We start from the raw sequence: 14,172 nt of genomic DNA on the forward strand, positions 1-14,172 counted from the left end.
CCGCGTCCCGGCGCCGGCGCTGCTGGGCAACAGCACGTCCATGCAGCAGGTACGCGAGCGCATCGGCCTGTACGCCCCGCATGACAGCACTGTGCTGGTCACCGGCGCCACCGGTACCGGCAAGGAGCTGGTCGCGCGCCAGCTGCATGCGGCCAGCGGTCGGGTCGGCCGCTTCGTGGCGCTGAACTGCGGCGCGATCAGCGAGTCGCTGCTGGAAGCGGAACTGTTCGGCTACACCGAAGGCGCCTTCACCGGCGCGCGGCGCGGCGGTCGGGTCGGCCTGGTCGAGGCCGCTGATGGCGGCACGCTGTTCCTGGATGAGATCGGCGAACTGCCATTGCCGCTGCAGACCCGCCTGCTGCGGGTGCTGGAGGAGCGCGAGGTGTTGCGCGTAGGCGCCACCGAACCCACGCCCGTCAACGTGCGCGTGGTCGCGGCCACCCTGCAGGCACTGGAATCGCTGGTGGAGACACAGCGCTTCCGCCGCGACCTCTATTACCGGCTGGCAGCGCTGCGCATCGCCCTGCCGTCCCTGCAGGAGCGGCCGCAGGATGTGCCGATGCTGCTGGAGCACTTCTTCCAGCAGCTCGGCCAGCGCCCATCACCGCTGGATGCGATCGCCACCGATCGCCTGTGCGCGTATGCCTGGCCGGGCAACGTGCGCGAGCTGCGCAACCTGGTCGACCGGCTGCGCATCCATTGGCCGCCGCAGGCCGGTGCATTGGGGCTGACGCAGCTGCAGCAGTGGCTGCCCGAGCTGCACCCCTCCGTACAAACGGCGGCTGGCACCTCCGGTGTTCCCGCCCCTGTCGCCGCACGGCCTTCACCGGCGACGCTGCAGCAGTGGCTGGACGAACACCAGGGCAACCGCGAGCAGCTGGCGGCGCGGCTCGGCGTGTCGCGGACGACCCTTTGGCGATGGCTGCGCGTTACAGGCTAACGCCAGAACCGCGCGCCCGATATGGCCCCGCACGCAAACAGGGCGTTATCCGACAGGGCACCGGGAATATTCCGAAAGCAGATCGCACATTTTCCGTTCTGGGACATGTTCATCATCGCGCCTGCTGCAAGCGCTGGAAGCGACAACAGGCGCAAGTGGCCGGAGGCCTTGCACAGGTGACGCCTATCGCGCGGAACGCGACATCACATCGTCCTGGACCGCAGATTTCCCGGCGTTCTGCTTCGCGGCACGCGTTTTCGCCCGCCTGGGTCGATAGACAGGACCGATAGCACCAATCGTGATCGGCCCACCGTAGGCGACGCTACGGGTTCATCAAGAAAAACCCCGAGTGAATTCTTCGTGCGTGCTGGAATGTGCAAGTGGGTACAGCGCCGGTAGGTTCCAGACCACACCGGCCAACGCTCCTGTGCCGGTGGGACGCCCGCTCACTGCCACCAGGAATTCCGCATGCCCCAAGCTATCGCCAGGCTCCTTCCCCGCTTCGTTCCCCGCGTCGTCCTCCGCACTGCCCAGCTGTTGCGCCGACCGCGCGACACTGCCATCCCGGTGAAGTCCCACATCCTGCCGCTGACCGGCATCAGCAACCACGCCACGCGTGCGCTGACCGCACCGGTGCAGGTGACGCGGATGCCGTCGGCCGCTGCCAACGCCGACCCGACCGATGCCGCGCGTGCGCCCGGGCCCCACCCGGAGGCATTGGAGATCCTGAGCGGACAGGTCCACGCGCTGCTGGACGTGGCCCGCGGGACCTCGCCCACGTTCGACAAGGCGGTGGCTGCGATCACCCCGGAGCCGCGGCAACCGCTGACCGCGAAGCAGTGCACCCTGCTGCTGCGCGCGATCAAGTCCCTGCCCGGCCGCACGCCCGCGGCACTGCCGAAAGGCGAGACCCAGGAGCAGCGCGAGGCGACGCAGCGGGTGGAACGCCAGCAGCTGCTGCGCAGCGCCCTGTACGACCTGACCCGCGCCACGCGCGCGGAAGCCATGCTGCACGAGCAGATCGCGCGCCACGCCGAGCGCGAACGCGGCAATGCGCTACCCGGCTCGGAGCGCAGCAGCGGTACCGGCGGAATGCTGGGTGTGCGCGTCGGCCTGCCCGGCGCAGTCGATGCCGGGGCCGCCGGCGGGGTACGCCACGAAACCAGCACCGGCACCTTCGACGACCTGACCATCGGCACGGTGCGCAGCGCCACGGTGATGGCCGAGGCAAGCACGCAGGCACGCGTGGCGCCCGGCGTCGGCATCGGCGGCACGGTCAGTGGCTATGCCAGCCATGCCGACGCCGACATCTCGATGTCGATGCGCACCCGGGTGCTGCGCCTGGCCCACGCCTCGGTTGCGCGCCGGCTGGGCGGCAACGCGGTGCAGCGTGCGTTCAAGCGTCTGTCACCGACGCGCCGCGACCGCTATGACGAACGCACCAGCCGCGCGCTGGCCTGGCAGTCGTCGCCCGCGCTGTCGCTGCTGCTGGGCGAGCGTGCCGCGGGCCGGCCTCTGGAGTTCGGCAAGCGGCCGCTGCTGATCCGCGCCGGCATGAGCACGCACGGCGGTGCACTCGCGGGCACTGCCAGCTACGGCGTGGGCCAGCTGGGTGCCAGCGGTGCGCTCAGCCGGACCGAACTGCGCGCCGCGCTGCCGACCCGGCTGACCGAGCTCGACAGCGAGGGCGTGGCGGCCGGCCATGACCCGGAAATCCGCAAGGTGCTGGACGCGCGCGTGGCGCACCTGGTCGGCGGCGTCCACAAGACGCGCTCCCCAGCACTGCAGACGGTGCAGGCGCTGCTGCGCCAGCCCCGGCATCCGCAGGCGCTGGCGATGCGGCTGGAGGCGGCCGCGCACGTCGGCGTGGCCTTCGACCACCTGCAGGCGCTGGCCGACCTGTCCCTGCGCGCGCCCGCCCAGGCCCAGGCACCGCTGGCCTCGCTGGCACGCGACTGGGGCAGCGACAGCGGCGCGCGCGAACCGGTACTGATCAACATGCTCGACACCCTGGCCTGGCTGCAGTCGGCGCCGGAGCCGGACGCCGGGCCCACGCATGCGCAGTGGGAACAGCTGCAGCGCACGGTCCAGGACCAGGCGCGGCGCATCCAGGACACTCCCCTGCCGCATGATCGCGAACGCGTGCACCATGCCACCCATGCATTCCGCGAACAGATCCAGCGCATTGCCACCACGCGCGGCACGCTGTCGCTGTCGGCCGCGCTGCCGCTGTTCGGTGCCGGCGCCGAGGTCTCGGTGGCCCGCCATGTCCGCCAGGATCCGGACCCGCTGCGCGACGGCACCTATCTGGAGCTGACCCTGTCCGCGCACCTCGGCCCGGCGCTGGGCACCATCCTGGATGAAGTGCAACGCCAGCTCCCCGAATGGGGCACCCTGCCGCTGCGCGAGGCGCAGGCATTGATCGACCCACTGGCCGCCAGCGCCGACATCACCGGCAACGTCCAGTGCCTGGTGCGCTTCTTCCGGCCCAGCTTCCAGACCGATCCGGAGTTCCCCGCGTCGGCGCGGGGCAACCACCTGCATGCGGTGCGCCTGGCCACCGGCGGTACCCGGAGCCTGGGCGTGACCGTGCCGCTGCCGGTGCTTCCGGGGGTGGCACCGACGTTCTCGCTGCAGCATGCCCGCAGCACCCAGACCACCCGCTACGACCGGCTGGGGGAAGGGACGCTGACCAGCGCGCTGATGCGCTACCAGGCACTGTGCTCGGCCACCACGCCGCACGAGGAGACCTGGGCCGCGCTGCTGGAAACGCATGCTGCCGACCTGGACCGGCTCGCCGATGCACTGGTGGACGCACGCTCGGTGCCGGCGCTGGAAGCGCGCTACTGGCTGCAGCGCGAGCCGGCCAGCAGCACCGGCGCAGCCCCGACCCGGCGTGCGCAGCCGGACACCCGCACGCTGGATGCCTTCAACCTGGAAGGCGACCGCGCAACCCGGCGCGAGCAGCTGTACGCGCTGTTCGAAGCGGTCGGCGCGATCACCGGCAAGCAGAAGTCGACCTCGCCGCTGATCGGTCCGCTGGTCCTGCCGGTGATCGGTTGAGCGACGCCGGTCACGGGTACAGCAGGCGCTTGCTCCACTGGCCATCGGCGTCGATCTCATAGCACCAGCGCTCGTGCAGGCGGAACTGCGCGCCGTACCAGAACTCGATCCGGCGCGGCACCACGCGCAGCCCGCTCCAGCCCTCCGGCCGCGGTACATCGCGGCCGGCGAAGCTGGCCTCGGCACTCGCCACGCGCGCGTCGAACGCTTCGCGCGAGGCCAGCGTGCGCGACTGCAGCGAGGCCCACGCGCCGATCTGGCTCAGGCGCGGGCGCGAAGCGAAGTAGGCGTCCGCCTCGGCATCGTCCACCTGCTCCACGCTGCCTTCGATGCGCACCTGGATACCGGCCTCGCGCAGGCTGCGCCACAGGAACAGCAGTGCCGCATGCGGATTGGCCTTCAGCTCGCGCCCCTTGTGGCTGTCCAGGTGGGTGTAGAACACGAAGCCGCGCGCGTCGAAGGCCTTCAACAGCACCGTGCGCGCCGAGGGCAGGCCGGTGGCCGTGGCCGTGGCCACGGTCATCGCGTTGGGTTCGATTTCAGGGCTGTTGCGGGCTTCGTCGTACAGCGCGGCGAAGGTCGACAGCGCTTCGGTGTAGAGATCGGTCATGGTCGGTATCTTGCGGCTCGGTTTGGGTTTATTGTCACCGCATGCACGCTGCAGCGCACATGGCCCGGAACAAAGGCTTCCCCGATGCACTGGTCGCGCAGGCGCTGGACGACGCGCTGGCGGTGGGCACGGACGTCCCAGTATTGGCGATCAGCGGCCTGCAGGGCAGCGGCAAATCGACGCTGGCCGCGCAGGTGGTGGCGCTTGCGCAGCAACGCGGACTGCGCGCGGCCACGCTGTCCATCGATGATGTCTACCTGACCCGCGCCGAGCGCCAGCGGCTGGCGCGCCACGTGCACCCGCTGCTGCTGACCCGCGGTCCGCCCGGCACCCATGACCTGGGGCTGGCGCACGCCACGCTGGATGCCATCGCGGCGCGGGCGCCGGTGGTGTTGCCGCGCTTCGACAAGCTGGCCGACGAGCGCATGCCTGCGGCGCAGTGGCCAAGGCTGCAGGAGGGCGTGGACCTGCTGGTGTTCGAAGGCTGGTTCCTGGGCACGCCGGCGCAGGCCGAGGGCGAACTGGACGCACCGCTCAACGCCTTGGAACGCGAGGCCGACGCCGATGGCCGCTGGCGGCGCTGGTGCAACCAGGCGCTGGCCGAGCATTACCCCGCTCTGTGGGAGCGATGCCACCGGCTGTGGTTCCTGCAGCCGCCGGACTTCGCCGTGGTACCGCGCTGGCGGTGGCAGCAGGAGCAGAACCTGCAGGCCGCGCAACCGACCCGCAGCAGCATGAGCCGCGCCCAGCTGGAGCGCTTCGTGCAGTATTACGAACGGGTCAGCCGGCAGGCGCTGCGCACCCTGCCAGAAAGGGCGGACCAGGTCGTGGTGCTGGATGAACAACGGCGGATCGTGTCCGCGCCGGGCTGGGCGCGGCACGCGGCGGAAGTCAGCCCACCAGGAAAGTAACGCGCAGGTTGACCCGCCACTCGGTGATGTTGCCCGCGTCGTCAGTGACCACCTTGGTTTCGCTGATCCAGGCGCCCTGGATGCCCTTGACCGTTTCGGCGACCTTCTTCAGTCCGGTACGGACGGCGTCTTCGACGCTGGTCTTGGAGGCGGCGTTGATCTCGATGACTTTTGCCACTGACATGGACGTGCTCCGGTTGCGCGCGGGACATTCCGCGCCGCCCACCATGGGGGGTGGCGCGTAAAGGCCGCGACACGGAGGTGTTAGCATCACCGGCAATGAATCCCGCTCCGAACCTGATCCTGATTGGCCCGATGGGCGCCGGCAAGACCTGCATCGGCCGCCGCCTCGCCGAGCGCTTCACCCTGGACTTCGTCGACGCCGACCAGGCCATCGTGGACGCGGCCGGGGCCAGCATCGCGACCATTTTCGAACACTCCGGCGAAGCCGGCTTCCGCCAGCACGAACGCCAGGTCATCCAGCAGCTGCTGGCCGGCCAGGGCCGGCTGGTCTCCACCGGTGGCGGCGCCGTGCTGGACCCGGACAACCGCGCGGCGATCGCGCAGCGCGGCTTCGTGGTCTACCTGCGGGTCAGCGTGGCCGCGCAGCTGGAGCGGCTGGCCCGCGACCGCACCCGGCCCCTGCTGCAGCGGCCCGACCGCGAGCAGGTGTTGCACGACATGGCCCGCGCGCGCGACCCGCTCTACCAGGAACTGGCCGACCTGACCCTCGACACCGATCTGTACACGCCGGGCGAAGCCACCGCGCAGCTGGTGCTGCGCCTGGCCACGCACTGGCAGCGACTGGAACCCTGCGCATGACCGCTTCTCCCCGCACCGTCGCCGTGGGGGGCGACACCCCCTACACCATCCACATCGGCCCGGGCCTGCTCGACGACGGCGCGCTGCTGGCCCGCCACGTGCGCGGCCGGCACGTGCTGCTGCTCAGCGACAGCGCGGTGGCGCCGTTGTACCTGGACGGGGTCCGGCAGGCACTGCAGGCCGCGCGCCCCGACCTGCTGATCGGCGAACTGGTGCTGCCGGCGGGCGAAGCCTCCAAGACCCTGGCCAATTTCGGCCAGGCGATCAGTGCGCTGGCCGCGCTGGGCGCGACCCGCGACGCCTGCGTGATGGCCTTGGGCGGTGGCGTGGCCGGCGACCTGGCCGGGTTCGCGGCAGCGTGCTGGATGCGCGGGGTGGACTGCGTGCAGCTGCCGACCTCGCTGCTGGCCATGGTCGATTCGTCGGTCGGCGGCAAGACCGCCGTGGACATTCCCGAAGGCAAGAACCTGGTGGGCGCGTTCCACCCGCCGCGCGCGGTGATCGCCGATACCGCCGCGCTGCGCACCCTGCCGCCGCGCGAACTGCGCGCCGGCCTCGCCGAAGTGATCAAGTACGGCGCGATCCGCGACCCGCTGTTCTTCCAGTGGCTGCAGGCCGAGCACGCCGCGCTGCTGGCCGGCGACGACGCCGCGCTGGCGCAGGCGATCGCGCGCAGCTGCGAGCACAAGGCCGAGATCGTCGCCCGCGATCCGCTCGAACGCGGTGAGCGCGCCCTGTTGAACCTGGGCCACACCTTCGGCCATGCGATCGAGACCGAACAGGGCTACGGCGCCCCGGGCAACGACAACCTCAACCATGGCGAAGCGGTGGCGGTAGGCATGGTGCTGGCCGCGCGGCTGTCGGCGCAGCTGGACATGAGCCACGCCGACGACACCGCGCGCCTGCGCGAGCTGCTCCTGCGTTACGGGCTGCCGGTCGAGATCCCGGCCGGCCTGGTCCCCGAACGCCTGCTGGCGCGGATGCGGCTGGACAAGAAGAACGTGGCCGGTCGCCTGCGTCTGGTGCTGTGGCAGGGCATCGGGCGGGCACAGGTGGTGGCCGACATCGACGAAGCCGAGGTCCTGCGCGTGCTGCGGGGGCAGTGACGGCCGCGTTGCCGGTTCGCGGCTACAATCGCGGCCATGCGCGTTTTCCTGCTGCACGCCCCGGCCGGTACCGACCCGGCCCACTATCTCCAGCTCACGCTGCAGCCGGACCTGTTCGGCAGCTGGGAGCTGCTGCTCGAGTCCGGCCCGGTCGGCGGCCGCGCGCGGCTGCGCCGCCTGCAGTTCTCCGATGAAGCCGAGGCCCGCGCGGCCTTCGACAAGGCGCGCGACGCCGAGCTGCGGCGCGGCTACCAGATCACCTGAACCCGATTCCAAGGAAGCATCCCGTGACCAACCCCTCCCGCCATGATCGCCTGCTGCGCGCGCTGCGCCGCGAACCGGTGGACTGCACCCCGGTCTGGTTGATGCGCCAGGCCGGCCGCTACCTGCCCGAGTACCGCGCAACCCGCGCCAAGGCCGGCAGCTTCCTGGCCATGGCCAAGAACCCGGAGATCGCCTGCGAGGTCACCCTGCAGCCGCTGCGCCGCTTCGACCTGGATGCGGCGATCCTGTTCTCGGACATCCTGACCATCCCCGACGCGATGGGCCTGGAGCTGTACTTCGTCGAAGGCGAAGGCCCCAAGTTCCGCCATCCGGTGCGCGACACCGCGGCGATCGCACGGCTTGGCGTGCCGGACATGGAAACCGAGCTGCGCTACGTGATGGACGCGGTGCGGGTGATCCGCCGCGAACTGGACGGCCGGGTGCCGCTGATCGGCTTCTCCGGCAGTCCGTGGACGCTGGCCTGCTACATGGTCGAAGGCGGTGGCAGCAAGGACTTCGCGCGGATCAAGGCGATGGCGCTGAACGAGCCGGCCGCGCTGCACCAGCTGCTGTCGGTGGTGACCGATGCGGTGGTGGCCTACCTGGCCGCGCAGCGTGCCGCCGGCGCGCAGGTGCTGCAGGTGTTCGACACCTGGGGTGGCGTGCTCAGCCCGTCCATGTACCGCGAGTTCTCGCTGCGCTACCTGACCCGGATCGCGCGCGAGCTGGAGCGCGGCGACGGCGCACAGCGCACCCCGCTGATCCTGTTCGGCAAGGGCACCGGCCTGCACCTGGCCGATCTGGCCGACACCGGGGCCGATGCGCTGGGCGTGGACTGGACCCTGGACCTGGCCGATGCGGTGGCCCGTACCGGCGGTCGCGTCGCACTGCAGGGCAACCTCGACCCGGCCACGCTGTACGGCAACCCGGCGGCGATCGAGCGCGCGGCCGGTGCGGTGCTGGACAGCTACGCGCGCGGCAACGGCGGTTCGCGCGAGGGCCACGTGTTCAACCTGGGCCATGGCATGTCGCCGGACATGAATCCCGAGCACGTGCAGGTGCTGGTCGAGGCGGTGCATTCACTCAGCCGACGTTGAGGAGCACACCATGACGACCCCCAGCTACGCCTCGTTCCGGCCCCTGCTGTGGCTGGTGTCGCTGGCGATCTTCATGCAGATGCTGGACTCGACCATCGTCAACACCGCGCTGCCGGCGATGGCGCGCAGCCTGGGCGAAAGCCCGCTGCAGATGCAGTCGGTGGTGTTCAGCTATGCGCTGGCGGTAGCGACGTTCATTCCCGCATCCGGCTGGATCGCCGACCGCTTCGGCACGCGCCGCACCTTCCTTGCCGCGATCATCCTGTTCACCTTGGGATCGCTGGCCTGCGCACTGGCCCAGACCCTGCACCAGCTGGTGGCCGCGCGCGTGCTGCAGGGCGTCGGCGGCGCCATGCTGCTGCCGGTGGGACGCCTGGCGGTGATGCGCTCGGTGGCGCGCGAACAGTTCCTGCGCGCGATGAGCTTCATCGCCATTCCCGCGCTGGTCGGGCCGCTGATCGGCCCCACCCTGGGTGGCTGGCTGGTGGAAGTGGCGTCGTGGCACTGGGTGTTCCTGATCAACCTGCCGATCGGGGTGATCGGCTACGCAGCCGCGCTCAAGGTCATGCCCGACCACTACGCCGAGCACCGCACCCGTTTCGACCTGGCCGGCTACCTGATGCTCGCCTTCGGCATGGTGGTGCTGTCGCTGGCGCTGGACGGCATTTCCGGCATGGGCACGCCACATGCGCTGGTCATGCTGATGACCGTGGCTGGCCTGGCCGCGCTGGTCGGCTACTGGTTGCACGCGGCCAACTCGACCGCGCCGCTGTTCTCGCTGGCGCTGTTCCACGTGCCCAGCTACCGCATCGGCATCCTCGGCAACCTGTTCTCGCGGATCGGCAGCAGCGCGATGCCGCTGCTGATTCCGCTGCTGCTGCAGGTCGGCATGGGCATGAGCCCGATGAATGCCGGCCTGTTGATGATTCCGGTGGCGGCTGCCGGCATGCTGTCCAAGCGCTATGCGGTCAAGCTGGTCGAACGCTTCGGCTACCGCCGCGTGCTGATGGTCAACACGGTGCTGGTCGGGCTGGCCATGGCCAGTTTCATATTCATGGTGCCGGGCCAGCCGATGTGGCTGCGGGTGCTGCAGCTGGCCCTGTTCGGGGCGGTCAACTCGCTGCAGTTCACCGTGATGAATACCGTGACCCTGCGCGACCTGGACCGCGATTTCGCCAGTTCCGGCAACAGCCTGCTGTCGATGGTGATGATGCTGGCCACCGGCTTCGGCGCGGCCGCGGCCGGCAGCCTGCTGGCCGCCTTCGGTCAGCTCGACGCAGTGCACGGTGCCACCGCCGCACTGCACGCCACCTTCGTCTGCGTCGGCGCGATCACCCTCACCTCCACCGTGATCTTCTGGCAGCTCCCCGATACCCGCCCCTCCCCACGTGAGGTGGAAGAGGTCGCGGAATAGCCGCAGGCTATTCCGCGACCGGGTAGCAGCGGGCCGTTGGTCCGATGGCCTTCCGCGACCGCCGTAGCAGCGGACCGGTGGGCCGCTGAGCGTCTGGTTACGCCCCGCCCCGCGCCCCCACCACCACCCGCGCGATCGCCTGCTCCAGCAGGTCGCCGGTCACCGGTTTGCGCAGGAAGCCCTGGAACCCGGCCGCGCGCACCGGCTCCTCGATGCCCGGGTCGGTTCGAGCGGTCACCGCCAGCAGCGGCATTGCGTAGCCCTGGTTGCGCAGGTGCCCCGCCAGCTCCATGCCGCCCAGCCCCGGCAGGTCCAGGTCGAGCAGGGCCACGTCGAAAGGCGCATCGCTGACTTCGCGCAGCGCCGCCAGGGCATGCCCGGCATGCACCACCTGGTGCCCGCGCGCAGTGAGCAGGCCGACGATCACGTCCGCCACGGTGGCGTCGTCCTCCACCAGCAGCAGGCGCAGCGGCGGCAGGGGCTGGCCTTCGCTCACGCCGGCGCTGCCCACGGTGGCGTCGGCCATCTGCAGCGGCAACGGCAGGGTCACGCTGAAACGCGTACCAACCCCGAGCTGGCTGTCCACGTCGATCTGGCCCTGCATGGCCAACGCCAGTTCGCGGCAGATCGCCAACCCCAGCCCGCTGCCGCCGTACTGCGCAGCGGTGCGCGCGCCGTCGGCCTGCTCGAAGCGCCGGAACAGGCGCTGCTGCTGGTCGCTGCTGATGCCCGGACCAGTGTCGGACACTTCGAAATACAGGCCACGCGATGGCGCCAGCGCGCGCACTTTCAGCCGCACTTCGCCCTGGCTGGTGAACTTCACCGCGTTGCCCAGCAGGTTGAGCAGGATCTGGCGAACCCGCACCACATCGCCGACGCTGCACAGGCCGGCCGGCAGGTCGTTGTCGACCACGAAGCGCAAGCCCTTCTGTTCGGCCAGCGCCGCCATCAGGGTGCAGGCATCGTCGATCACCCCCTGCAGGGCGAACGGGTGGCGCTGCAACTCCAGCCGCCCCGATTCGATCCGCGCCAGGTCCAGCGCGTCGTTGACCAGGTGCAGCAGGTGTTCGCCGGCATGCCGGATCGACTCGGTATAGCTGCGCTGCTGCGGGCTCAGCGTGGAGCCGAGCAGCAGTTCGCTCATGCCCAGCACGCCGGTCATCGGGGTGCGTACTTCGTGGCCAAGGTTGGCCAGGAAGCGGGTCTTGGCCGCCGACGCCTGCTCTGCCAGTTCCTGTTTGTGCAGGGCCAGCTGGTAGGCGTGCCGGCGCTGCACGCGGCGCCGGTACAGCCAGGCGAGCAGGCTCAGCAGCAACAGCCCGGCCGACGCCATCAACAGCAGGCCGGACGCGCTGCGCCACCAGGGCGGCTGCACGCGGAATTCCAGCACCTGCACCCGCGACCAGACCAGGTCGGCAGAGCGCGCCTGCACTTCCAGCCGGTAGCGTCCCGGTGGCAGCCGCGAGAACACGCGTTCGCCCCCCGGCCCGACCTCCACCCAGTCCGGATCGTAACCGGCCAGGCGATAGCGGTAGTTGTTGGACGTCGCGTCAGCGAACGACAACAGCCGCGCCACGATCCGCAGGTCGCGGTCGGCGTCGGCGATTTCCAGCGGTTCCAGGTGGGTCAGGTCGAGCATCCGATCGCCGCGTCGCACCTCGACCCGCTCGATCACCAGCGGCGCGCGCCGCGTTGCCGGCCGCACCTGGTCGGGGTCGAACAGCACCACCCCGGCCGGCGTACCACCGGCGATATGACCATTGGCAGCGCGCAGCAGCGTGGCGCGGCGGAATTCCTGGCTGGGCAGGCCATCGCGGACCCCGTACTGGCGGACACTGCCCTGCGCCGCGTCGACGCGGATCAGGCCGCGTGCGCTGGCCGCCCAGACGATGCCCTGGTCGTCGACCACCAGGCTGGTTGCCGACAACCGCGGGTAGCCCGAATCGGTGCCGATCCGGGCTTCCTGCTCCAGCCGATCGCTGCTCCAGCGGTAGCGCGACACCTGCCCCTCTTCGGACACCCAGATGCTGCCGTCCTTGCCCTGCGCCAGCGCATGGATGCTCGCCGTCGGCCCTCCCGGCAGCGGCTCGAACCCCGCGCGCGATGGCACCCACTGCAGCAGGCCCTGGCTGGTCGCAAGCCACAGGTGGTCCTGCGGTCCGCACACCAGGTCCTGCACCAGCTGGCCAGCGGCAAGGCCAGCAGTACCTGCCCGCACCTGCTGCAGTACGCTGCCGTCGGCGTCGCGCTGCTGCAGGCCCCCCGACGCGGTGCTCCAGATCCTGCCGCCGTCGCACAGCACCAGGGTCTCCACCACCCCCTCCAGCGCGGCATCCGCCGCCGCATCGCGTCCCCAGCGCCGCAGCGCGCCGCTGCGCGGGTCATAGCGCAGCAGCGCGTCATGCGATCCGATCCAGACCTGCCCGCGGCGATCCTCCAGCACCGATTGCAGCCACTGCCCGCCGTCGACCCAGGTGCGATGTTGTTCGACGCGGCCGGAGACCGGGTCGAAGCGGTCCAGTGCGCCATGCGTCCCCACCGTCCACACCCCCCCGTTGGCCGACGCGGCCATGCCCAGGACATAGCCGTTGCGCAGCGAGGTCGGGTCGTCTTCCAGCCGCGACAGCACCGAGAACTGCCACCAGCGTGGCAGCAGGTGCCACAGCCCGCTGTTGGTGCTGGCCAGCCAGATGCCGCCCTCACGATCCTCATAGCCGCCGGTCCAGTTCGGTCGGACCTGGCCGCGGGCGACCGCGCTGTACAACGGCACCTGCTGGAACCGCCCCTGGTAGACCCGGCCCAGTCCGGACTGCGTGTCGAGCCAGTAGCCGCCCTGTTCGTCGCGCAGCATCATGCCCAGCACCTGGTCGCTGGGATCGACCTTCCACGGCGCCGGCTCGAAACGGCCATCGGGCCGCCGCACCACGGTGCCGGCATTGGTGCTGATCCACAGGCTGCCATCCAGTTCGGCGGTCAGCCCATTGATCAGCGCGGTGGGCAACCGGGACATCGGCACGCGTTCGAAATCGCGTCCGGTCCAGCGCGCCAGGCCGGCCTTGGTGCCCACCCAGAGGCTGCCGTCACGCGTGGTCGCCATGTGCGTCACCGACGCCGCCGGCAGGCTGCGGTTGTTGCCCGGCTCGGGCATGAAGCGGGTGATCGCCCCATCGCGATCGAGCCGATGCAGGCCGCCTTCGTAGGTGCCGAACCACAGCGCACCGTCGCCGGTGGATGCCAGGCTCCAGACCGTGTTGCTGCCGATCACCGGATGGCTGCTGCGGTCGAAGAAGCGCAGCTCGCGTCGATCCGCCGACATCATCGCGAGCCCTGCGTTTTCGGTACCGATCCACAGTTGGTTGCGCGCATCCACGTGCACGCTCCAGATCATGTTGTCGCGCAGGCCATCCTCGGCGCGCCAGGTCCGGTAGTTGCGCCCGTCGAAGCGCGCCAGGCCGTCGTTGGTCGCCAGCCAGAGGTATCCATAACCGTCCTCGGCCATGCGGTTGACGGTATTGGACGGCAGGCCATCGAACACCGTCAGCTGGCGCGGCGTGGGCGGAATCGGCTGCGCGCCGGCCAACAGCGGCCACAGACACAGCATGCCCAGCAGGAGCAGCCAACGCGTAGGCACCACCAATGGATCTCCTGGAACGGACCGGGGACGACCTGACGCAATTGGCCCAAGTCACGGGTGGATGGTAAACGGTTCTGTCCAGCGCAGCGCCTGCCGCAGGGTCATTGCGCAGAGCGGTTTGGGCAGCAGGTCCGCGCCGCCTGCCGCGCGGACCTGCCCCGCCAGCCCGGGCCGCAGCTGGTCGCTCATCGCCACGAGCGGCGTGTCCGGATCCTGCGCGTGCAGGATGCCGAGCAGGCTCAGCCCATCGATGCCGGCCAGCGCGGTGTCGACCACGACCGCGTCGAAGCGCGCGCTGGCCAGCTCGGTCA

At 70.5% G+C, this 14,172-nt stretch carries 12 protein-coding genes; 8 read left to right on the top strand and 4 right to left on the bottom strand.

The annotated features are described in order from the left end of the window. On the top strand, positions 1 to 940 hold a 940-nt coding region (locus RWO33_RS14980; RefSeq protein ID WP_314105847.1), incomplete at its 5' end, for a sigma 54-interacting transcriptional regulator. 468 nt (positions 941 to 1,408) lie between these two features. Then, positions 1,409 to 4,003: a hypothetical protein gene (locus RWO33_RS14985; protein WP_314105848.1), complete on the top strand. Its 2,595-nt coding sequence runs from the start codon at positions 1,409 to 1,411 to the stop codon at positions 4,001 to 4,003. 10 nt (positions 4,004 to 4,013) lie between these two features. Here the strand turns inward: RWO33_RS14985 and pdxH are convergent, their stop codons facing one another. After that, entirely contained in the window at positions 4,014 to 4,613 is a 600-nt protein-coding gene (gene pdxH / locus RWO33_RS14990) for a pyridoxamine 5'-phosphate oxidase (protein WP_314105849.1), read from the bottom strand. Positions 4,614 to 4,654: 41 nt separating this feature from the next. Here pdxH and RWO33_RS14995 point away from each other — a divergent pair, with 41 nt between their 5' ends. Further along, positions 4,655 to 5,524, top strand: coding sequence for a kinase (locus RWO33_RS14995; protein ID WP_314105850.1), 870 nt, complete (start codon positions 4,655 to 4,657; stop codon positions 5,522 to 5,524). Here the strand turns inward: RWO33_RS14995 and RWO33_RS15000 are convergent. Further along, positions 5,505 to 5,708, bottom strand: a complete 204-nt coding sequence (locus RWO33_RS15000; protein ID WP_314105851.1) for a dodecin family protein — start codon at positions 5,706 to 5,708, stop codon at positions 5,505 to 5,507. The two genes, RWO33_RS14995 and RWO33_RS15000, sit on opposite strands and share 20 nt — an antisense overlap. Positions 5,709 to 5,803: 95 nt before the next feature. Between RWO33_RS15000 and RWO33_RS15005 the strand changes: the two genes are divergently transcribed. The 5 genes from RWO33_RS15005 to mdtD are packed head-to-tail and all read left to right on the top strand — an operon-like array spanning position 5,804 to position 10,227. Next, positions 5,804 to 6,346, top strand: coding sequence for a shikimate kinase (locus RWO33_RS15005; protein ID WP_145479563.1), 543 nt, complete (start codon positions 5,804 to 5,806; stop codon positions 6,344 to 6,346). Further along, positions 6,337 to 7,452, top strand: a complete 1,116-nt coding sequence (gene aroB / locus RWO33_RS15010; RefSeq protein WP_314105853.1) for a 3-dehydroquinate synthase — start codon at positions 6,337 to 6,339, stop codon at positions 7,450 to 7,452. Before RWO33_RS15005 ends, aroB begins: the two co-directional genes overlap by 10 nt. A 36-nt stretch (positions 7,453 to 7,488) precedes the next feature. Further along, a complete protein-coding gene (locus RWO33_RS15015; RefSeq protein WP_145479561.1) occupies positions 7,489 to 7,716 on the top strand; it encodes a WGR domain-containing protein in 228 nt (75 codons plus the stop codon). A gap of 23 nt (positions 7,717 to 7,739) precedes the next feature. Then, positions 7,740 to 8,813, top strand: a complete 1,074-nt coding sequence (hemE, locus tag RWO33_RS15020) for a uroporphyrinogen decarboxylase (RefSeq protein WP_145479560.1) — start codon at positions 7,740 to 7,742, stop codon at positions 8,811 to 8,813. Positions 8,814 to 8,823: 10 nt separating this feature from the next. Then, positions 8,824 to 10,227, top strand: a complete 1,404-nt coding sequence (mdtD, locus tag RWO33_RS15025; RefSeq protein ID WP_145479559.1) for a multidrug transporter subunit MdtD — start codon at positions 8,824 to 8,826, stop codon at positions 10,225 to 10,227. A gap of 97 nt (positions 10,228 to 10,324) precedes the next feature. Here mdtD and RWO33_RS15030 read toward each other — a convergent pair whose 3' ends face one another. Beyond that, positions 10,325 to 13,828 (bottom strand): two-component regulator propeller domain-containing protein, encoded by a 3,504-nt coding sequence (locus RWO33_RS15030; RefSeq protein ID WP_314105854.1) that lies wholly within the window; start codon positions 13,826 to 13,828, stop codon positions 10,325 to 10,327. Between the two features lie 84 nt (positions 13,829 to 13,912). Next, on the bottom strand, positions 13,913 to 14,172 hold a 260-nt coding region (locus tag RWO33_RS15035; protein WP_314105852.1), incomplete at its 5' end, for a response regulator.

It is taken from the genome of uncultured Stenotrophomonas sp. (assembly GCF_963519925.1).
GTDB classification, from domain to species: Bacteria; Pseudomonadota; Gammaproteobacteria; order Xanthomonadales; family Xanthomonadaceae; genus Stenotrophomonas; species Stenotrophomonas maltophilia_AE.